This window comes from Labrys wisconsinensis (assembly GCF_030814995.1).
GTDB lineage: Bacteria > Pseudomonadota > Alphaproteobacteria > Rhizobiales > Labraceae > Labrys > Labrys wisconsinensis.
On sequence record NZ_JAUSVX010000004.1, the window covers coordinates 178,126 to 198,625 of the forward strand.

At 70.4% G+C, this 20,500-nt stretch carries 17 protein-coding genes; 9 read left to right on the plus strand and 8 right to left on the minus strand.

The window, feature by feature from the left end; all coding sequences use genetic code 11:
- The first annotated feature begins 107 nt into the window (after positions 1–107).
- Positions 108–1,559 carry an NAD-dependent succinate-semialdehyde dehydrogenase gene (locus tag QO011_RS13475; RefSeq protein WP_307272607.1) on the plus strand — a complete coding sequence of 484 codons (1,452 nt, stop codon included), beginning with the start codon at positions 108–110 and terminating at the stop codon, positions 1,557–1,559.
- Between the two features lie 210 nt (positions 1,560–1,769).
- Here the strand turns inward: QO011_RS13475 and QO011_RS13480 are convergent, their stop codons facing one another.
- The gene (locus QO011_RS13480; RefSeq protein WP_307272609.1) at positions 1,770–2,357 is read right to left on the minus strand and encodes a pyroglutamyl-peptidase I; all 588 of its coding nucleotides are present in this window, start codon (positions 2,355–2,357) and stop codon (positions 1,770–1,772) included.
- Positions 2,358–2,372: 15 nt separating this feature from the next.
- Entirely contained in the window at positions 2,373–3,380 is a 1,008-nt protein-coding gene (gene meaB / locus QO011_RS13485; protein ID WP_307272611.1) for a methylmalonyl Co-A mutase-associated GTPase MeaB, read from the minus strand.
- 108 nt (positions 3,381–3,488) lie between these two features.
- Between meaB and QO011_RS13490 the strand changes: the two genes are divergently transcribed.
- Together QO011_RS13490 and QO011_RS13495 are read left to right on the plus strand one after the other, a co-directional pair.
- Entirely contained in the window at positions 3,489–4,520 is a 1,032-nt protein-coding gene (locus QO011_RS13490) for an alpha/beta hydrolase (RefSeq protein ID WP_307272614.1), read from the plus strand.
- A gap of 111 nt (positions 4,521–4,631) precedes the next feature.
- Entirely contained in the window at positions 4,632–5,972 is a 1,341-nt protein-coding gene (locus QO011_RS13495; RefSeq protein ID WP_307272616.1) for an SGNH/GDSL hydrolase family protein, read from the plus strand.
- Between the two features lie 47 nt (positions 5,973–6,019).
- Here QO011_RS13495 and scpA read toward each other — a convergent pair whose 3' ends face one another.
- Genes scpA through QO011_RS13515 form a run of 4 tightly spaced genes read right to left on the minus strand, consistent with a single transcriptional unit; the run spans position 6,020 to position 10,385 of the window.
- Positions 6,020–8,167 (minus strand): methylmalonyl-CoA mutase, encoded by a 2,148-nt coding sequence (scpA, locus tag QO011_RS13500; RefSeq protein WP_307272619.1) that lies wholly within the window; start codon positions 8,165–8,167, stop codon positions 6,020–6,022.
- Positions 8,151–8,573 (minus strand): hypothetical protein, encoded by a 423-nt coding sequence (locus QO011_RS13505; protein WP_307272623.1) that lies wholly within the window; start codon positions 8,571–8,573, stop codon positions 8,151–8,153. Before QO011_RS13505 ends, scpA begins: the two co-directional genes overlap by 17 nt.
- Positions 8,570–9,952 carry a methylmalonyl-CoA mutase family protein gene (locus tag QO011_RS13510; protein WP_307272626.1) on the minus strand — a complete coding sequence of 461 codons (1,383 nt, stop codon included), beginning with the start codon at positions 9,950–9,952 and terminating at the stop codon, positions 8,570–8,572. Before QO011_RS13510 ends, QO011_RS13505 begins: the two co-directional genes overlap by 4 nt.
- Positions 9,953–9,989: 37 nt before the next feature.
- Complete coding sequence (locus QO011_RS13515) at positions 9,990–10,385, minus strand: DUF2267 domain-containing protein (RefSeq protein ID WP_307272629.1); 396 nt, start codon at positions 10,383–10,385, stop codon at positions 9,990–9,992.
- Positions 10,386–10,693: 308 nt separating this feature from the next.
- Between QO011_RS13515 and QO011_RS13520 the strand changes: the two genes are divergently transcribed.
- From QO011_RS13520 to QO011_RS13540, 5 genes are all read left to right on the plus strand, one after another.
- A complete protein-coding gene (locus QO011_RS13520) occupies positions 10,694–12,190 on the plus strand; it encodes a helicase HerA-like domain-containing protein (RefSeq protein WP_307272631.1) in 1,497 nt (498 codons plus the stop codon).
- A 512-nt stretch (positions 12,191–12,702) separates the two neighbouring features.
- The gene (locus tag QO011_RS13525) at positions 12,703–13,074 is read left to right on the plus strand and encodes a response regulator (RefSeq protein WP_307272634.1); all 372 of its coding nucleotides are present in this window, start codon (positions 12,703–12,705) and stop codon (positions 13,072–13,074) included.
- A gap of 88 nt (positions 13,075–13,162) precedes the next feature.
- Positions 13,163–14,548: a M20/M25/M40 family metallo-hydrolase gene (locus QO011_RS13530; protein ID WP_307272637.1), complete on the plus strand. Its 1,386-nt coding sequence runs from the start codon at positions 13,163–13,165 to the stop codon at positions 14,546–14,548.
- A 273-nt stretch (positions 14,549–14,821) separates the two neighbouring features.
- Complete coding sequence (locus QO011_RS13535; RefSeq protein ID WP_307272640.1) at positions 14,822–15,613, plus strand: phosphatase PAP2 family protein; 792 nt, start codon at positions 14,822–14,824, stop codon at positions 15,611–15,613.
- Between the two features lie 126 nt (positions 15,614–15,739).
- Entirely contained in the window at positions 15,740–17,158 is a 1,419-nt protein-coding gene (locus tag QO011_RS13540) for an amidase (RefSeq protein WP_307272643.1), read from the plus strand.
- A gap of 19 nt (positions 17,159–17,177) precedes the next feature.
- Here QO011_RS13540 and murJ read toward each other — a convergent pair whose 3' ends face one another.
- Both murJ and QO011_RS13550 read right to left on the minus strand, forming a co-directional pair.
- Positions 17,178–18,704 (minus strand): murein biosynthesis integral membrane protein MurJ, encoded by a 1,527-nt coding sequence (gene murJ, locus QO011_RS13545; RefSeq protein ID WP_307272645.1) that lies wholly within the window; start codon positions 18,702–18,704, stop codon positions 17,178–17,180.
- Between the two features lie 525 nt (positions 18,705–19,229).
- A complete protein-coding gene (locus tag QO011_RS13550; RefSeq protein WP_307272648.1) occupies positions 19,230–19,829 on the minus strand; it encodes a superoxide dismutase in 600 nt (199 codons plus the stop codon).
- 359 nt (positions 19,830–20,188) lie between these two features.
- Here QO011_RS13550 and groES point away from each other — a divergent pair, with 359 nt between their 5' ends.
- The gene (gene groES, locus QO011_RS13555) at positions 20,189–20,476 is read left to right on the plus strand and encodes a co-chaperone GroES (protein WP_307272649.1); all 288 of its coding nucleotides are present in this window, start codon (positions 20,189–20,191) and stop codon (positions 20,474–20,476) included.
- Positions 20,477–20,500 lie beyond the last annotated feature (24 nt).

The window sequence follows — 20,500 nt, forward strand, 5'->3', positions numbered from 1 at the left end:
GATGGACGCGGCGTGTCTATCTCTTGTAAGCGGTGCCGGACAAGCACGGCTTGAACGCGCCGCAGATCCGCGTGCTATAGCAGCGCACGCTCATCCCGGAGACCGTCATGTTGCAGAAGCTCGAGTTCAAGCGCGAAGCCGCCTATGTCGACGGCGAATGGATCTCGGCCGACAGCGGCAAGACCCTGGCGGTCACCGATCCCGCCACCGGCGAGACGCTGGGAACCGTGCCCGATTGCGGCAAGGCCGAGACTGCCCGCGCCATTGCGGCCGCCGACGCCGCCCAGCCGGCCTGGCGCGCCAGGACGGCCAAGGAGCGGGCCAAGATCCTGCACCGGCTCGCCGACATCATCGAGCAGAACGTCGAGGCGCTCGGCACGCTGCTGACCATGGAGCAGGGCAAGTCGCTCACCGAGGCCAAGGGCGAGGTCGCCTTCTCCGCCGCCTATGTCCGCTGGTTCGCCGAGGAGGCGCAGCGCGTCTACGGCGACGTCATTCCCTCGCCCTGGGCCGGCCGCCGCATCCTGGTGACCAAGGAGCCCGTCGGCGTGGTCGGCGCCATCACGCCGTGGAACTTCCCGTCCTCGATGATCGCCCGCAAGCTCGGCCCGGCCCTGGCGGCCGGCTGCACCATCGTCATCAAGCCGGCGGCGCAGACGCCCTACTCGGGCCTCGCCTGGGGCGCGCTCTGCGAGAAGGCCGGCATTCCCGCCGGCGTCGTCAACGTGCTGACCGGCTCGGCGAGCGCCATCGGCGGCGAGCTGACCTCCAATCCGCTCGTGCGCAAGATCACCTTCACCGGGTCCACCCCGATCGGCAAGCTGCTGGTCGAGCAGTCGGCCAAGACCTTGAAGCGTGTCTCCATGGAGCTCGGCGGCAACGCGCCCTTCATCGTCTTCGACGATGCCGACGTCGACCGCGCCATCGAGGGCGCGCTGATCGCCAAGTACCGCAATTCCGGCCAGACTTGCGTGTGCACCAACCGCTTCCTGGTGCAGGCCGGCATCCACGACGCCTTCGTCGAGAAGCTGATCGCCGTCTCCAACGGCCTCAAGGTCGGCAACGGCCTCGAGGCCGGGGTGCAGCAGGGACCGCTGATCGACGAGAAGGCGGTGGCCAAGGTCGAGGAGCACATCAAGGACGCCACCGACAAGGGCGCCAAGGTCGTGGCCGGCGGCAAGCGCCACAAGCTCGGCGGCTCCTTCTTCGAGCCGACCGTGCTGACCGGCGTGACGCCGCAGATGCTGGTGGCCCGCGACGAGACCTTCGGCCCGCTCTCCCCGGTGTTCAAGTTCGAGACCGAGGAGCAGGCGGTCGCGATGGCCAACGACACCGAGTTCGGCCTCGCCTCCTATTTCTACACCCGCGACCTCGCCCGGGCCTTCCGGGTGTCGGAAGCGCTGAAATACGGCATGGTCGGCATCAACGAGGGCCTGATCACCACCGAGGTCGCGCCCTTCGGCGGCGTCAAGGAAAGCGGCATGGGCAAGGAAGGCTCCAAGTACGGCATCGAGGATTATCTCGATACCAAGTATGTGTGCGTGGGAGGGCTCGGCTGAGCCGAGGAAGGGCTTCACGCAAGGACCACGACGTCATGGACCGACCTGATCGGTCCATCCACGCGAACGCGACGACCGCCGCGTCCGGCGGCGCTCTTGCCTGTATCTGTGGCGTTCGCTGCGAGATCGGTTCGATCTCGCGGGATGGACGTGACAAGCGCGCCCATGACGTCGCGGGTGATGTCGTCCTCATCGCGAGGAAATCCGACGTTACCCCGGCAGCCGCAGCGCCTCGATCGCGGCGACGGCCGCTGCGAGCAGCCTTTCCGACGTCAGCCGGCCGGGCCTGAGCGTCGGCACGTGGATGAACAGCACCGGCGTCCGTTCGTCCGTCTCGGCCAGCGCCGTCCACAGGGCGGCGTTGCACAGATAGGTCCCGGCGTCCTTCGAGAGCCGCGCCGGCGTGCCGCTGGTCCGCACCGCCGCCAGCACCGCGGCGAGGTCGGCGCGGGAGCGCCGCTCGGCCGGGCCGCCCGGCCAGGGCACGGGCGCGCTCTGCACCACGCCCTCGGCATCGGGATGCGCGGTGGTCGCCGCGTTCACCGCGCGTGTCTCCAGCCGCAGCAGGCGCGAGCCCCGGGCCAGGCCGAACATCAGCACAGCTTCCGGCGCGAGCCGGGCGATCAGGCCGCGCAGCGCCGGGCCGGTGCCGGCCCAGGTGACGGGCAGCACATGCGGCTCGAGCGCGATGCCCGGCAGCCGCGCCGTCCGCAAGGCGCCGATCAGCGCCTCGGTCGGATTGACCGGCGCGCCGGGAAAGGCGCCGAAGCCGGTGACCAGGATGCGGCGATCGGCCATCTCATGCTCCCCATCTCAGGCTCCCATCGCGGCGGCGAGCTCGTCCGCCGCCACCAGCGGTGCCAGGCGGCCGGCGGCGACCTCGGCCTCGAGCTCGCGCAGGCGCCGGCGGATCGCCGGGTCGGTGCGCAGACGCGCCGTCAGCCGCTCCTCCAGCATCACCCGCATCCAGGTGACCTGCTGCGCCCGCCGGCGGGCCTGGAGGAGGCCGGCCGCCTCCATGCGGGCGCGATGGTCGCCGATGGTCGCCCACAGCGCCTCCAGGCCGGCGCCGGTCGCCCCCGAGACGATCGCCACCGGCACGCTCCAGGCCGGCGAGGCCGGGGCGAGGATGTGCAGCGCGGCGCGATAGTCGCCCGCCGCGGCCTGCGCCCGCGCCACGCCGTCGCCGTCGGCCTTGTTGACCGCGACGATGTCGGCGAGCTCGATCACGCCCTTTTTGATGCCCTGCAGCTCGTCGCCGGCGCCCGGCAGCATCAGGACCAGGAAGCAGTCGACCAGGTCGGCCACCGCCGTTTCCGACTGGCCGACGCCGACGGTCTCGACCAGCACCACGTCGAAGCCGGCGGCCTCGCACAGCAGCATGGCCTCGCGGGTGCGCGCCGCCACCCCGCCCAGCGTCCCGGCGGAAGGGGAGGGGCGGATGAAGGCGTTCTCGTCGGTCGCCAGCGCCGCCATGCGCGTCTTGTCGCCGAGGATCGAGCCGCCGCTGCGCGTCGAGGACGGATCGACCGCCAGCACCGCCACCCGATGGCCGCGCGCGGTCAGCATCGATCCGAGCCGGTCGATCAGCGTCGACTTGCCGACCCCGGGCACGCCGGTGACCCCGAGCCGCAGCGCCCTGCCGGTCGACGGCAGCAACACCTGCACCAGCTCGCGCGCCTGCGCCCGGTGCTCGGCCTTCTTCGATTCGACCAGGGTGATGGCCCGCGCCAGCGCTGCCCGGTCGCCCGCGGCGAGCCGCTGCGCCAGCATCGGCGCCGGGGCGGCGGAATCGCCGTGCGGACTGCGCGGATCGACCATGGCTTCGCTGGTAGCGGCTGGGAAAACTTCCCGCAAGGGGCGCCCCGCCTCACTTTCGCCCCCTCCGTCGTGGATGGGGGATCCATCACCACGCTCCGGGACTGCCTCATGCGAGCTGCCTCGCTCCTCGCCGCCTGCCTCTCTCTTTCGCTCGCGGCCTGCGTCGGCATCGACGACGATACCGGCACGACCGCCAGCCTGAAGCCCGTGCTGACCACGATCGCGCCGCAGCCGGTCGCCAGCACGCCGGTCGGCCTGTGGCGCGGCGGCCTGACCATGCTGGTCATGACCACCCGCAACCAGGCCGGGGCCGGCGACCCCTGGTTCGGCAGCGAGCGCGCCTCCGACCCCACCGCCGCCCGCACCATCCTCTATCCCCCGCAGAAGACGCTGCTCGCCAGCGTCAATCCGCTGGCTTCGACGGACTGGTCGGTGGCTGGCGTCCAGCCGATGCAGGGCGATGCCGCCACCGCCATCGCCAAGGCCGCGGAGGGCAAGGACGTGCTGCTCTACGTCCATGGCTTCAACGAGACCTTCGACAGTGCGTCCACCAGCTATGCCAAGCTGCTGGCCGGCATCGGCTTCACCGGCGCGCCGATCCTGTTCACCTGGCCCTCGCGCGGGGCGCTGCTCGACTACGGCGCGGATCGCGAGAGCGCCATGTGGTCGCGCGACGCGCTGGAGGACACGCTCACCGCGCTTGCGGTCAATCCCAAGGTCGGGCGCATCCATATCCTGGCCCATTCCATGGGCGGCCTCCTGACGCTGGAGGCGCTGCGCTCGGTCAACGATCGCACCGGCGGGGCGATGTCGAGCCGCTTCGGCGCCATCGTGCTCGCCAATCCGGACGTGGACCTCGACCTGTTCCGGCGGCAGATGAAGCGCCTCGCCGACCTCGCGCCCCGCACCACGGTGATCGTCTCGGGCAAGGACCGGGCGCTGGAGCTCTCCTCCACCCTGGCCGGCGGGCTGCCGCGCGTTGGTGCCTCCGACCGCAGCGCGCTGGAGCAGACCGGGGTCAAGACGGTCGATGCCACCGATTTCGGTTCCGGCTGGATCAACCATGACATCTTCATGAGCCGCACCGAGCTGCACGGCGTGCTCAGCCGGGCCATCGAGAACGCCAACGACGGCTCCTGACGCGGCCGTCGCCTCCCGCGCAAGCCCGACCAAAGTATCATTGCCTCCCGTGGCGCGGCTCCTATCGTCCGCGACCGGTGCGCCCGACGCACCCAATCGGAGGAAACGATCATGTGGTTCCCGTCTTGCCCCGCGGTCCGCGGGGCGATTGCGGGCGCGTTCGCCCTCGTTCCGCGCCGTCGCCGTCTGCTCCCGACTCTCGCCTTCGCCGGCCTCGCCGCCGGCTCCCTGCTCACCGTGTCCCCGTCGAGCGCCGCCGACGGGGGCGGCTGGATCACCACCTGGGCGGCGACGCCGGCGCCCCGCTGGTCCGACAGCCTGCCCGCGCCTTTCGGCGTGCCGGAGGTGCTGGAGAACCAGACGGTGCGGCAGGTCGCCCGCATCAGCGTCGGCGGAGCCAAGGTCCGCATCGTCCTGTCGAACGCCTTCGGCGTGAAGCCCCTGACCATCGGCGCCGGCAGCGTCGCCATCGCCGGCGAGGGCGGCGCGGTCGATGCAGCGAGCCTGAAGCCGCTCACCTGGGGCGGGAAGACCTCGGTGGTCGTTCCGCCCGGCGCGCCGATCCTGAGCGATCCCGTCGACCTCGCGGTCAAGCCGCTCTCCAGCGTCTCGGTCAGCCTCTATCTGCCGAAGAAGACGGCCTTGTCCTCGGTGCATTGGGACGGGGCGCAGACGGCCTATATCTCGGCCGCCGGCAATGTCGCCGGTGACGCGACGTTCAAGGCGGACAGCACGCTGAAGTCGCGCCTGTTCCTGTCGGGCATCATGGTCGACGCGCCGGCCGACGCCAGGGCGATCGTGTTCTTCGGCGATTCCATCACCGACGGCGCCTGCTCCACGGCCGACGCCGACAATCGCTGGCCCGACCACGTCGCCGAGCGGCTGCAGGCCGCCGGGCACGCCGGTGTCGCCGTGGTCAACGAGGCCTTCTCCGGCAACCGCGTGCTGACCGACGGCATGGGCATCAACGCGCTCGCCCGCCTCGACAGCGACGTGCTGAGTCATCCGCGCCTGTCGACCGTGGTGCTGATGATGGGCATCAACGACATCGGCTGGCCCGGCGAGCGGGCGATCACGCCGGACGACAAGGAGCCGACGGCCGAAGACATCATCACCGGCTACCGGCAGATCATCGACCGCGTCCACGACCATGGCGCGCGCATCCTCGCAGCGACGCTCACCCCCTTCGCCGAGACCTTCAAGGGCCTGCCGACCGACGGCTACTACACGCCGGAGAAGGAGAAGATCCGCCTGGCGGTCAACCAGTGGATCCGCAGCGGCGGCGGCTTCGACGGGGTGATCGACTTCGAGAAGGTGATGGAGGACCCGGCCAGGCCCGGCTACATCCGTGCCGACTATGATTGCGGCGACCACCTGCATCCCAACGACGCGGGATACAAGGCCATGGCCGAGGCCGTGGATCTCGACCTGCTGCTCGGCGCAGCGAAATAACCGAAGCGGCGGGGGAGGCGGCCCAGGCCGTTCTCCCCGGCCTGGCCTCAGGGCTCGGGGTGCCTGAGCCGCTGCGCCAGCAACTCGACCAGCCCGGCCGCGGCTTCGGCCACCGGCGTGCCCGGCGGGAAGATCGCCGCCGCGCCGGCCTGGCGCAGCGCCTCGAAATCCTGCTCGGGCACGACGCCGCCGACGACGATCAGAATGTCGTCGCGCCCCTCAGAGGCCAGGGCCGCCTTCAGCGCCGGCACCAGGGTCAGGTGCCCGGCCGCGAGCGACGACACGCCGACGATATGGACGTCGTTCTCCACCGCCTGCCGCGCAACCTCCTCGGGGGTGGCGAACAGGGGTCCGATATCGACGTCGAAGCCGAGATCCGCGAAGGCCGAGGCGATCACCTTCTGGCCGCGGTCATGGCCGTCCTGGCCCATCTTGGCGACCAGGATGCGCGGCCGGCGGCCCTCCTCCTCCTCGAAGCGCTCGGCCAGTGCCTGAACCCGCGTCACCGCTTCGCCGTCCACGCCCGCCTCCCGCTTGTAGACGCCGGAAATGCTCCTGATCTCGGCCCGGTGCCGGCCGAACACCTGCTCCAGCGCCAGCGAGATCTCGCCGACGCTCGCCCTGGCCCGCGCCGCCTCGACCGACAGGGCCAGGAGGTTGCCATCGCCCTCCGCGCCCCGCTTCAGCGCCTCCAGCGCCGCCGCGACGGCTTGCGGATCGCGCTCGGCCTTGAGGCGCTGCAGCTTCTCGATCTGGGCGGCGCGCACCGCCGAATTGTCGACCCGGAGGATGTCGAGCGGCGGCTCGCCGTCGGGCCGGTAGGCATTGACGCCGATCAGGACCTGCTTGCCCGCATCGATGCGGGCCTGCGTCCTGGCCGCGGCCTCCTCGATCCGCAGCTTGGGCAGGCCGGCCTCGATCGCCCGTGCCATGCCGCCCAGCGCCTCGATCTCCTCGATATGGCCCCAGGCCTTGGCCGCGAGCCCGGCGGTGAGGCTTTCGAGGTAGAAGGAGCCGCCCCAGGGATCGATGGTCCGGGTGAGGCCGCTTTCGAGCTGCAGCACGAGCTGGGTGTTGCGGGCGATCCGGGCCGAGGCGTCGGTGGGCAGCGCCAGCGCCTCGTCGAGGGCGTTGGTGTGCAGCGACTGGGTGCCGCCCAGCGTCGCCGCCATCGCCTCGACCATGGTGCGGGCGACGTTGTTGGCGACGTCCTGCGCCGTCAGCGACCAGCCGGAGGTCTGGCAATGGGTGCGCAGGGCCAGCGATTTGGCCGATTTCGGCTGGAACTGGCGCATCAGCCGCGTCCAGAGCAGCCGCGCCGCCCGCAGCTTCGCCACCTCCATGAAGACATTCATGCCGATGGCGAAGAAGAAGCTGAGCCGCGGGGCGAAGGCGTCGATGGCAAGGCCCGCCTTCAGGCCGGCGCGGACATAGTCGAGCCCGTCGGCCAGCGTGTAGGCCAGCTCCAGGTCCTGCGTCGCCCCGGCCTCCTGCATGTGGTAGCCGGAGATCGAGATCGAGTTGAACTTCGGCATCTCCCGCGAGGTATAGGCGAAGATGTCGGAGATGATCCGCATCGAGGGCGCCGGCGGATAGATATAGGTGTTGCGGACCATGAACTCCTTGAGGATGTCGTTCTGGATGGTGCCGCTGAGCCTGTCCGGCGCGACGCCCTGCTCCTCCGCCGCGACGATGTAGAGCGCCAGGATCGGCAGGACCGCGCCGTTCATGGTCATCGACACGCTCATCTCGCCAAGCGGGATGCCCGAGAACAGGGTGCGCATGTCGAGGATGGAATCGATGGCGACACCGGCCATGCCGACATCGCCGGCGACGCGCGGATGGTCCGAATCATAGCCGCGATGCGTGGCGAGGTCGAAGGCGACCGAGAGGCCCTTCTGGCCGCCGGCGAGGTTGCGCCGGTAGAACGCGTTCGACTCCTCCGCCGTGGAGAAGCCGGCATATTGCCGGACGGTCCAGGGCTGGGTGACGTACATCGTGGGGTAGGGGCCGCGGACGAATGGCGGCAGACCGGGATAGGTGTCGAGCTCGGCGAGCCCGGCGAGGTCCGCCTCGGTGTAGAGCGGCTTGACCGGGATGCCCTCGGGGGTGAGCCAGGGGTCTGCGCCGGGCGGCGGCGCGGGGGCGTCGCTCGTCTCGAAAGCGGTCGTGCTGAAATCAGGAATGCGCGTCACTGGCATTCCTCCTCATCGGCGCCATGCGGGCTTCGGTGGCCGCGATGGCGCGCGCCAGGCGGACTTTCAAAGAGACCTTGCCCTTTCGGCCGGGCTTCGCCTTTGCCGCTGGCAGGCCCTCCGTGAGAAGCTCCTCGAAGATCAGAAACAGCCAGAACAACAGGACCCACGTCAGGAAGCGGCGTGCGCGGGGCACGACCAGGTCGGTCAGCACCACCAGGCAGAAACCCGCCAGGCAGGCCATTTCCGCCGAGAGACTGTGATCCGTCAGCGTGAAGAGAAGGCCGAACACGACGGCTGCCAGCAGGCTGAAGGCGAGGAACCAGGCCAGCTCCTTTCGCCAGTTCATGCTCTCGATGAGGCGCAACCGGGCGAGCCGTCGTTCGAGATGGGCGGCCCGGTTCATGGCGACACCCTTTCGAACGGCTCGGCTGCCCGTCGGGCCGGGAGCGGGCGGCCGTCGAGGCCACCGTCCGCCACGGGAGCAGGCGGCGCCGGTGCCAGCACCGCCGTCTCGGCTTCGTGCGCCAGCGCGAACCGGGTCGTGCCGACGATGACGGGCTCCGGCGCGCCGGCCAGGCCCGCGGCGATCTCGTCCTGCAGCCAGCCCGATAGCAGCGCCGCGATCGCGCCGCCCTGCCGCTCGATCGCCTGGAACATGGCCCAGGCCTCGGTGCAGAGCATGTCGGTCACCGCTTCGAACGTGCCGGCGCCGGCGGCGGGGTCGGTGACGCGGTGGAGATTGGCTTCGGCCATCAGCTCGTGCTGGGCATTGCGGGCGACGCGCCGGGCAAAGGCGTCGGGCAGGCCGAGCGCCGCCGTGAACGGCAGCACGCCGATGCTGTCGGCCCCGCCGAGTCCGGCGGCGAAGGCGGCGATGGTGCCGCGCAGCATGTTGGTGGGCGGGTCGCGCCGGGCGAGCATGCGCCAGGCCGTCTCGGCATGCAGGCATGCCGGCTCCGGCCTCAGCCCGCAGGCCGCCTCGACCCGGGCCCAGAGCCGGCGCAGGGCCCGGAACTTGGAAAGGGTCAGCACGATGTCGGCATCGGCGGCCAGGACGAAATCGATGCGCCGTGCCGCCTGTTCCAGCGTCAGCCCGGCCTTTTCCAGCACGCGCAGATGGGCGAGCCCCGTCGCCAGCACCGCGGCGAGCTCCTGGCTCCCGGACGCGCCCGCCTCGTGGTAGGGCCGCCCGTCCGCCGTCAGCGCCGGGCCGGCATGGCCGGCCCGCTCGAGCGCGGCGACCAGCTCGCCGACCGCGCCCTCCGGCGGCAGGCGCCCCTGCGCCGCCAGGATGCCCACGGGATCATAGCCGATCGAGATGGCGAGGCGGCCCGCAGCCAGCCCCCGCCGCTGCGCCAGCGCAAGCAGCGATGCCGCTGCCGCCGGAGCGGCGGCGCCGGCATCCAGGCGGAGGGTGATCAGGTCGAGCTCGACGCGGTCGAGCGCCCGCTCCAGGGTGTCGATGTCGGGGGCGGCGAGCCCGAAGCCGCGGGCCGCCGCCGCGCCGGCCAGCACCAGGGTGAGGCCGTCGGCGCCGCCTTCCAGGTCGGCCAGGGCCAGCGCATTGGCCTCGCCCGCATCGGGATGGTCGACGCGCTGGACGATGCGCCAGCGTGTCCCCGGCGGCCGGCCGATGACCGGCGCCGCGCCCGCCGCCCGCGGATAGAGCGGCTCGATGGCCGCGCCGCCCGGCAGGTGCCAGCGCAGCGTCTCGAGCGGCGCGCCCTTCAGCACACCGGCGACGGCCTGCAGCCAGGCATCACGGGTGGGCCCCGTCGTCATGATGACGTCGCGCCGCGCAGCCCCATGACGTCGTCCATCACACGAACTGGTTGAGGCCGGGCACTTCGCTGACGATCTTGCCGACCACCTCGGGGCCTGCCTTCTCCGAGGCATAGGCGAAGAGCTCCTTGCCGAGCGTCTGCATCTGGCCGAGATCGAGGCCCATGCCCATCAGCTGGCCGCCGAGGCCGGCGATGCCGCCGCCGACATGGCCGACCATGCCGCCGAGCATGCCCATCAGCCCGCCGCCGCCCTCGCCGTTGACGGCGCTGTTGACAGCGTCGCGCGCGCCGGGAATGGCGTCGATCAACTGCGCCACCGGACCGGCGGGACCTTCCTTCTCCAGGAAGGACAGGATGGCACCGGTCGCCTGGGTGATGGTGGCGCCGTCGAGCCCGGTGGCTGCGGTGAGGCGGGAGACGAGCTCTTCCATGGGATTCTCCAGGGCTGTCGTTTTCGGCGCGTCGTGGCGCGGGTCCGCGCGGACCTTGGAGCGGATCGACAAGGATCGCAAGCCGCCGCCGGGCCGCTTCCGCCGCCCGGCCATGGTCCGGGCCGCGATTCCGGCCGGGCTTCGCCGATCGCCGGCGCATGGTCCGCACCCCGCCAATCCTATCACAACGCCATGATCTAACACGAAGATCCGCCCGGGCCCGGAGCATCGGCCGCCGGCCGGGTTGGAAGGCGTGCCGGGGCCGGTCTATAACTCGACGAACGAGGCGGACGATCTGGGAGCGCGAGATGGACGAACCGGGCAGGATTTTCGTCGCCAAGAGCGACACGCCGCACTATCTCACGCTGGCGCTCGGCAATCGCCACGGCCTCGTCACCGGCGCCACCGGCACCGGCAAGACGGTCACGCTCCAGGTGCTGGCCGAAGGCTTCTCGGCGCGCGGCGTGCCGGTGTTCGCGGCCGACATCAAGGGCGATCTCTCCGGCGTGTCGCAGCCCGGCTACGGCCAGGACTTCGTGGTCAAGCGGGCCGAGGAGGTCGGGCTCGAATACGACCCCGACCAGTTCCCGGTGCAGTTCTGGGATATTTTCGGCGAGCAGGGCACGCCGGTGCGCGCCACCATCTCGGAGATGGGGCCGCTGCTGCTCGGCCGCCTTCTCGGCCTGAACGATATCCAGGGGGGCGTGCTCAACATCGCCTTCAAGCTGGCCGACGACGAGAAGCTGCTGCTGCTCGACATGAAGGACCTCAGGGCGTTGCTGGCCGACATGGCCGACCATGCCGACGAGCTGATCAAGACCTATGGCAACGTCTCCAAGGCGACGATCGGCGCGATCCAGCGCCAGCTCCTGGTCCTGGAGCAGCAGGGCGGCGACAAGTTCTTCGGCGAGCCGGCGCTCGACATCGCCGACCTCATGCTGATCGACAAGCGCGGCCGCGGCACCATCAACATTCTCGCGGCCGACAAGCTGATGGCGGCGCCGCAGCTCTATGCCACCTTCCTGCTCTGGCTGATGTCGGAACTGTTCGAGCGGCTGCCGGAAGTGGGCGATCCCGACAAGCCCAAGCTGGTCTTCTTCTTCGACGAAGCCCATCTCCTGTTCAACGATGCGCCCGCGGCCCTGCTGCGCCAGATCGAGCAGGTGGTGCGGCTGATTCGCTCCAAGGGCGTCGGCGTCTATTTCGTGACGCAGAACCCGCTCGACGTGCCCGACACGGTGCTGGGTCAGCTCGGCAACCGCGTGCAGCATGCCCTGCGCGCCTATACCCCGCGCGACCAGAAGGCGGTGAAGGCGGCGGCCGAGACCTTCCGCCCCAATCCGGACCTCGACACCGCGCAGGTGATCATGCAGCTCGGCAAGGGCGAGGCGCTGGTTTCCTTCCTGGAAGGCAACGGCGTGCCGGCCATGGTGCAGCGGGCGCTGGTGGTGCCGCCGGCGGCACGGGTCGGCCCGGTGACGCCGGAGGAGCGCCGGCAGACCCTCGCCGCCTCGCCGCTGCGCGGCAAGTATGACGAGGCCGTCGACCGGGAGTCGGCCTTCGAGATCCTGACCAGGAAGAACGCCGGCGCGACGGAGGCGGATGCCGGGGGCGGCGGCTTCCTCGGCGGGGTGCTCGGCAGCGTGTTCGGCGGCGGCGCCAAGTCCGGCAGCCGGCCCTCCACCCGCATGAGCACCACCGAGGTCGTGGTGCGCTCGGCGGCGCGGTCCATGGCCTCGACCGCCGGGCGTCAGATCGCCAATGCCCTGTTGCGCGGCCTGCTCGGCGGGCTGACGCGTCGCTGAGGAAGCGTCGGACATCCGACGGGGAGAGACGATGAGGGATCCCCGGGCCAGGCCCGAGGACATGGTTTCGTGTCCCGGCGAGATCGCCGAGGCGCCGGGGGCTGCGAAGGGGTGCACTGGGTCGCCGGCCGGTGTTTCCAAACGGGCTCCGAACCGGCGATCGGCATTTGCCTAGCGTCGCAGAGCGTCGTCGCGGCGCCATGTGCGTCGGCGAACAATATCAGCCAAATCGGCTCAAATTCCCTCAACTTCGCGCATGTACTATTCGATTGCCGCAATTTACCGGCCGCGGTAATATTGCCGGAGTCGACCGGGTTACTGCGGCGTGCCCGAGCGAACATGCGCAGCAGCTATGGTGCCGCTGTGGCAGGAAAAGTGTTGCTGGCATGAGTCTTGATTCTCAGCTTGCGAGACCGCGGACCCGGAAAGCCATTCACGTTGCTGAGTTGTTGCTGATCCAAGCGGATGGCGATGTCGCAGCCGCATGGCGCGAGGCCCTGCTGGATTTCGGCATGAGCGGCGTGCGCGCCGTCAACGATGCGGACGGGGCGATCGCGACGATCCGTTCGAGCCGGCCGCACGGCATCGTCATCGCGCTGTCCTCGCCGGCCGAATCCTATGCGTTGATCGCCCGGCTGGCGGCGGGCGAGGCCGGCGATCTCGGCGACGTCCCGGTCGTGCTCGTCACCAGCCAGGCGACGCGGACCGCGGCCATCGCCGCCTCGAATGCCGGCTTCGACGCGGTGCTGCCCTTTCCGCTGTCGCCGCGGCTGATCTATCGGCGCATGGGGTCGCTGATGCAGCGGGCCCGGCGGGCCGTGCGCCAGCGCAACGCGCTGCCGCCTGCCGGCCCGGTCCCGGCGGACGACGCGTCCGCCGGCTGATTCCGCCCGGCGAGCCGGCGGCTGCGCCATTGCCGCCTTGCGCCAAAGCAGGCTAGCCTGCGCGCCCGAACCATCCGCCGGACCTGCCATGCCCGATATCCAGAACGCCCTCGCGGCCGCCGATCGCGCGCTCGACCAGGGCCTCGACCGCCTGTTCGAGTTCCTGCGCATTCCCTCCATTTCCGCCGATCCCGCCTATGAGGCGGACTGCCGGCGCGCGGCGGACTGGGCGGCTGCGGCCCTGCGCGACATCGGCTTCGACGCGTCTCCGCGCAAGACGATCGGTCACCCCATGGTGGTCGGGCACCGCCGCTCCGGGCGGGCCGGCGCGCCGCACGTGCTGTTCTACGGCCATTACGACGTCCAGCCGCCGGATCCGCTCGAATTGTGGACCTCGCCCCCATTCGAACCGCAGCGCGTCGCCGGCCCCAATGGCGACGTCATCGTCGCGCGCGGGGCCTCCGACGACAAGGGCCAGGTGATGACCTTCATCGAGGCCTGCCGGGCCTTGATCGAGACGCAGGGCGGCTTGCCGGTCGACGTCACGGTGCTCCTGGAGGGCGAGGAGGAATCCTCCTCCAAGAGCCTGGTCCCCTTCCTCACCGAGAACCGGGAGGAGCTGAAGGCCGATTTCGGCCTGATCTGCGACACCGACATGTTCGATGCGCAGACCCCGGCCGTGACCACCATGCTGCGCGGCATCGTCTATGAAGAGGTCTCGATCCGCGCGGCCGCGATGGACCTGCATTCCGGCATGTATGGCGGGGCGGCGCAGAACCCGATCCGCGTGCTGGCGCGCATCCTCGCCGGCCTGCACGACGAGCAGGGCCGCATCACCTTGGCCGGCTTCTATGACGGGGTCGAGGAGCTGCCGCCGGCGGTCAAGCGGGAATGGGAGGCGCTCGGCTTCGACGGCGCCGCCTTCCTCGGCGCCGTCGGCCTGAAGGTCCCGGCCGGCGAGGCCGGCCGCTCGGTGATGGAGCAGATCACGGTCCGGCCGACCTGCGACGTCAACGGCATCGTCGGCGGCTATACCGGCGACGGCGCCAAGACCGTGATCCCGGCCGTCGCCTCGGCCAAGGTGTCGTTCCGCCTGGTCGGCAGCCAGGATCCCGTGGCCGTGCAGGCCGCCTTCCGCCGCTTCGTCACCGAGCGGCTGCCGGCCGATTGCGAGGCGACCTTCCTCAGCCACGGCAACAGCCCGGCCATCGTCGTGCCCTCGGACTCCGAGCCGTTGCGCAAGGCACGCGCCGCTCTGGCCGAGGAATGGGGACGCACCGCGCCGGTGATCGGCGCCGGCGGCTCGATCCCGGTCGTCGGCGAGCTGCAGCGCATCCTCGGCATCGACTCCCTCCTGATCGGCTTCGCCCTGGAGGACGACCGCATCCATTCGCCCAACGAGAAGTACGACGTCCGCAGCTTCCACAAAGGTGTCCGTTCCTGGATTCGCATCCTCGACGCGCTCGGCCGATAGCCGGGGCGCCGCCCGCGAAGGCCGGAAACGGCGGAATGACGTAACGGTACCTTAACGCCGGAATGCGAGGCTCCCCCCGTGGCTGGGGGAGCCGTCATGACGCTGGCGACGGATGCGGGGACCGGACCATCGATCGGAGCTTCGTCGCGACTGCGTTTTTCCGGGCGTGTGACCGCGTTCGGGCTGTGGGTGCATGGCGCCGTCCTCGGTTTCGTCCTCGCCGGCATTCCTCTGGCCTATTGGCTCGGTTTCAGGGATGTCAGGATCGGTGCCATGGAGGTGCTGGTTCCGGTCGCGATGGTCGTCACCGCCATGGCGTGCCACGCCTTCGTGACCGGCTTTCATCGCCTCGCATCCCTGGCCGAGGCGATGGGGCTCTTCGTGCTGCTCGGCCTGGCTTTCGCCGTCTGGCAATTCTTCGCGACGGCCAGCCCGTTTCCGTTCCAGGACGCGCAGGTGAAGGCGCTTGATCTGGCGCTCGGCTTCGACTGGCTGTCGGCCGACCTGGCGTTCAGGCGCTACCCCCTCCTCATGCGGGTGCTCGAGATCGCCTATGGCCTCATGCTGATCGAGGCCCTCCTGGTGCTGGTCGGCCTGACGCTGCTCGGCCACGACCGCATGGTGTCCAAGGTCTTCGCCGTCCTGATCCTCAGCTACCTTGCGACGCTGCTGGGCCATTTTCTCGTCCCGTTGATCCCGCCGCCGGCACAGATCGTCGACCTGCAGGTGAACGGCCTGCCCGATACCGGCGCCGTCACCTTCGTCGACCTGATCGCAGGCCTGCGCGACGGCAGCCGGCGCAGCTTCGACAGCGCCCGAATTCCCGGCCTGATCAGCCTGCCCTCGTTCCATGCGGTGATGGCGGTGCTGTGCACCTGGGCCGCCCGCCCGCTCCGCCTGCTCTTCCCCGTGCTGGTGCCGGTCAATCTGTGCATGCTGGTCTCCACCATCCCGTGCGGCGGCCATTACCTCCTCGACGTCATCGCCGGCGTGCTGCTCGTGGTCGGCGTCATCGCCGGCGTCGAGCTGGCCTTCCGCCGCGCGGGATGTCCGCGGACGGCTTGATCCGTCCGGCCATCGGCGCATCGGGCCGCCGTCGCGTGCCGCGACTCGATGGAGCCCCCTATCCCCGGGCCGGAACAGCCTCTAGCTTCTGCCCCCATCGAAGGCCTGCCTGATGCAGAGGCATGAATGACGGCGAACCTGCCCGAGCCCTCCCACCCCGATCCCCTGGCCGACGCGCCCGAGCTCTGCCGGCTCAGCGCCTCCGAGCTCGTCGCGGCCTATGCCCGGGGCGATCTGTCGCCGGTCGAGGTGGCCGAGGCGGCGCTGAGGCGGGCCGAAGCCATCGATCCCGGCCTCAACGCCTTCGTCGCGATCGACGCGGACGGTGCCCTGGCCGCGGCACGGGCTTCGCAAGCGCGCTGGCGCAGCGGCTCTCCGTCGAGTCCCGTCGACGGCGTGCCGGCGACCATCAAGGACATCGTCTGGGTCGAGGACTGGTCCATCCGCTACGGCAGCACGGCGACCGATGCGGCGCCGGTCGAGGCCGACGCGCCCGCGGTCGCCAGGCTGCGGGCTGCCGGCTGCGTCTTCCTCGGCCTGACCACCACGCCCGAGTTCGGCTGGAAGGCGGTCACCGACAGCCCCGCCACCGGCATCACCCGCAATCCCCATGACCCCCGGCTCACGCCGGGCGGCTCGAGCGGCGGCGCCGCGGTCGCGGCCGCCACCGGGGCAGGCGTCTTCCACCTCGGCACCGACGGCGGCGGCTCGATCCGCATTCCCGCCGGCTTCTCCGGCATCGTCGGCCACAAGCCGTCCTTCGGCCGCGTCGCCGCCTACCCGATGAGCGCCTTCGGCACGGTGGCCCATATCGGCCCGATGGCCCGCACGGTCGCCGACGCCGCGGCGATGCTCGCCGCCATGAGCGGGCCCGACCCGCGCGACTGGTACCAGCAGCCCGGCACGCTGCCGCCGCTCGAGGCGCCGGCCTTCGCCCTGGCCGGCACCCGCATCGGCTATTGGCGCGAGCCGCCGGTCGGCCGGCTCGACCCCGAGGTCGCCGCCCTCGTCGATGCCGCGGTCCGGCGCATCGAGGGGGAGGGCGCCGCGGTCGAGCCGGTCCGCCTGCCCGGCGAGGACCTCCACGGCCTCTTCCAGACCCTGTGGTTTTCCGGCGCCGCGGCGCGGCTCGCCGCCCTCGGGCCGGTCGAGCATGCGGGCATCGATCCCGGGTTCCGGGCCGCCGCCGCTGCCGGGGGGCGCTTCAGCGCCGTCGACCTGACGCGGGCCTCGCAGCGGCGCGCCGAGTTCGGACGCGCGATGGACGCTCTGCTGGCGCGCCATGCCGTCCTGGTCTCGCCGGCCGTCGCCGTGCCGGCCTTCGGCGCCGGGCTCGACGTGCCCGAGGGCTCGGGCCTGAGCCATTGGACGGAATGGGCGGGCTTCAGCTTTCCCCTCAATCTCAGCCAGCAGCCCGCCTGCGTCATTCCGGCGGGCAAGACGCGCCAGGGCCGGCCGGTCGGCCTCCAGATCGTCGGCGCGCGCGGGCAGGATGCGCAGGTCCTGGCTGCGGCCGCGGCCTTGCAGGCCTTGCTGGCGTCGTGACTCTGCGCCGCGGCCCGGCTCAGCGGCGCAGCCGCATCCCCAGGGCCTTGAACAGGACCAGCGCCGCCAGGCCGTAGACGGCGCCGCCGGCCAGCCCCACCAGCACGAGCTTGGCCGGCTCGCGCAACTGCCGCGACACGCCGGCGACGTAAGGGTCGGCCAGGGCCTCGGCCAGCACCATGGCGGCGCCCATCAGCGCCGTGGCGACGGTGAGCCCGCCCAGGGCGTTGAGCAGGCGCCGGTCGGGCACCATCCGGCCGCTGCGCACGGCCAGGACCATCAGGATGCCGAGATTGACCCAGGCGCCGATCGAGGTCGCCAGCGCCAGCCCGGCCTGCTGCAGCGGCCCCATCAGCACGATCTTGAAGCCGACATTGACGGCGATCGCCGTGAGCGAGGCCCAGAGCGGCGTCGCCGTGTCGCCGCGGGCATAGAAGCTGGCGACGGCGGAGCGGATCAGCACGATTGCCGGCAGGCCGACGCCATAGGCCAGCAGCGCCGCCCCGGCCGCCTCGGCCGAGGCGCTGGTGAAGGCGCCACGGGCGAAGAAGGCTTGCATGATCAGTTCGGGCACGGTGAGGAAGGCGGCGAAGAACGGCGCGGCCATGAACCAGATCAGCAGCATGGCCCGGTTCTGGGCCGCATGGGCCTTGTCCGGCTCGCCGGCGGCGATGAAGCGGCTCATCTCGGGCAGCAGCACGGTGCCCGCGGCGATGGCGATGACGCCGTAGGGGAGCTGGTAGATGCGGTCGGCATAGAACAGCGAGGACACCGCGCCGGAGGGCAGCGTCGAGGCGATGATGGTGTCGGCGAACATGGCGATCTGCACGCCCATCGAGCCGATCAGCGCCGGTCCGAGGCTGCGGAAGAAGCGCCGCAGCTCCGGATCGAGGCGGATCGCCCGCAGGCGGGCGAGCAGGCGGGCGCGCCGGGCGGCCCACCAGACCACGCCGAGCTGCGCCGCGCCCGAGATCGTGACGCCCCAGGCCACCGCGTGGGCGGGGGACGGGAAGAGGGGCGCGGCCAGAAGGGCTGCGATCCACACCAGGTTGAGCAGGATCGGCGCCGCCGCGAAGGCGGTGAAGCGGCCGGCGGCGTTGAGCACGGCGCCGTACAGCGTCGCCAGCGTGATCAGCGGCAGGTAGGGGAAGGTGATGCGGGTGAGGGTCACCGCGAGGTCGAACTGGCCCGCCTCGTTGCCGAAGCCCGGGGCGAGCACCGAGACCACCTGCGGCATGAACAGGATGGCGGCGAGCGTGACGGCCAGCGTCGAGACGAGCAGCAGCGAGGCAATCCGGCCCTGGAACTCGGCCGCGGCGGATCTGCCCGCCTGCTCCTCGATTCTCGTATAGGCCGGCACGAAGCTGTTGCTGAAGGCGCCTTCGCCGAAGATCGCCCGGAAATTGTTGGGCAGGCGGAAGGCGACGACGAAGGCGTCGGCCATCGGTCCAGTGCCGAGGATCGCCGCCGTGAACACATCGCGGGCAAAGCCGGTGACGCGCGAGACCAGCGTCCAGGCACCGACGGACAGGATTTTCTTCAGCAAGACGGGGTTCCGGCGACCATGGGCTGGTCATACCAGCCACCATCGCGTTCGCGAAGGGCCGGAAAAGAAAGAGGCCGCAGCTTGCGCTGCGGCCCAAGTCTAGGGAGGAAACGCCCAAGGAGGGCTGTCAGACGGGGAACAGGTCCGCGCCATCTGACGAGGTTTAATTTAGTGTGCGACGCACAATAAACAATTGCCAATATTGCATGGCTGCCATTCGACATATGCAGATTTTGGGGAGCGTTTGTGCAGGTTGAACCGGTCCACCGCAAGCTGCTCTGCGGTTGCGGCATGGGGCGCCTCTCGCACCCTGAAATGGGCGGCTTCGAGCCCGGCAAGCTTCTTCGCACTTGCAGCAAAAGTCGCCTCCGCGGTGCCCTCGGCGGTGAAAAAACCGCTCGCCGTCGCGGCATTTTTTGCAGGTGCGGAGGGAAGACGGCGGAGGTTGCGCTTTGCGGCCGGCGGCTGCGGCGACCGGGCCTGTGGGGCCCGGTCGATCTCTTCACGGCATCGAAGACGTGGCGCTCACTTCACCGCGGCGTCGTAGAGCTCGGCGACGTGGTCCCAGTTCACCAGGCTGTCGACGAAGGCCTTGAGATAGTCGGGGCGGCGGTTGCGGTAGTCGATGTAGTAGGAGTGCTCCCAGACGTCGACGCCGAGGATCGGGGTCGCGCCGTGCACCAGCGGGTTCTCGCCGTTGGGGGTCTTGGACACGATCACCTTGCCGTCCTTGACCGCCAGCCAGGCCCAGCCGGAGCCGAACTGCGTCACGCCGGCCTGGATGAACTCTTCCTTGGCCTTCTCTACCGAGCCCAGGCCGTCGACGATGGCCTTCTCCAGCTTGCCCGGGATGCTGCCGCCGCCGTGCGGCTTCATCCACTTCCAGAAATGGATGTGGTTGTAGTGCTGGCCGGCATTGTTGAACACGCCGGGATTCTTGCCATGGGAGCCCTTGACGACCTCCTCCAGGCTCTTGCCTTCCCACTCCGTGCCTTTGATCAGGTTGTTGAGGTTGTTGACATAGGCGAGGTGGTGCTTGTCGTGGTGGAACTCGAGCGTCTCCTTCGACATGGTCGGGCCGAGAGCGTCATGGGCGTAGGGCAGGTCGGGCAGGGTGAAGGACATGGCGTTCCTCTGATTCCTCGGGTGGACACGCCCCGGACGGGGGTGAGGGGGAGGCGGCCGAGCCGCCATCCTCCTGACAATTAGGCCGACCCCGCCTCCGGTTCAACCGCCAGCCTGGCGATATGTGAATTCTCCCGCTCATCCACGGCGAGGATGTGAAATGGGGTCCGCCGCGCGCTTCCGGCCGCGCCGGCGTTCCCGATCTGATCGCAGGAAGCGGATAAAAGAATAGTTATTATACAGATTTTATATTCTAACCTTGACGCCCGAAGCGCCGCCGGCTTATCACTGGCTGGCACTCCGGTCCGGCGAGTGCCAGCCGGCCGGCGCGATCCCGCGCTCCAAGAAGGATTTCGCTCATGAGCTTTCGCCCCCTCCACGACCGCGTGGTCCTCCGTCGCCTCGAAGGAGACGAGAAGACCAAGGGCGGCATCATCATCCCCGACACCGCCAAGGAGAAGCCGCAGGAAGGCGAGGTCGTCGCCGTCGGCCCCGGCACCCGCGACGAGTCCGGCAAGCTGCAGCCGCTCGACGTCAAGGCCGGCAACCGCGTGCTGTTCGGCAAATGGTCGGGCACCGAGGTCAAGATCGACGGCGAGGACCTCTTGATCCTCAAGGAATCCGACATTCTCGGCGTCATCGCCTGAGACCCCCGCCGGTACCCGCGCCGC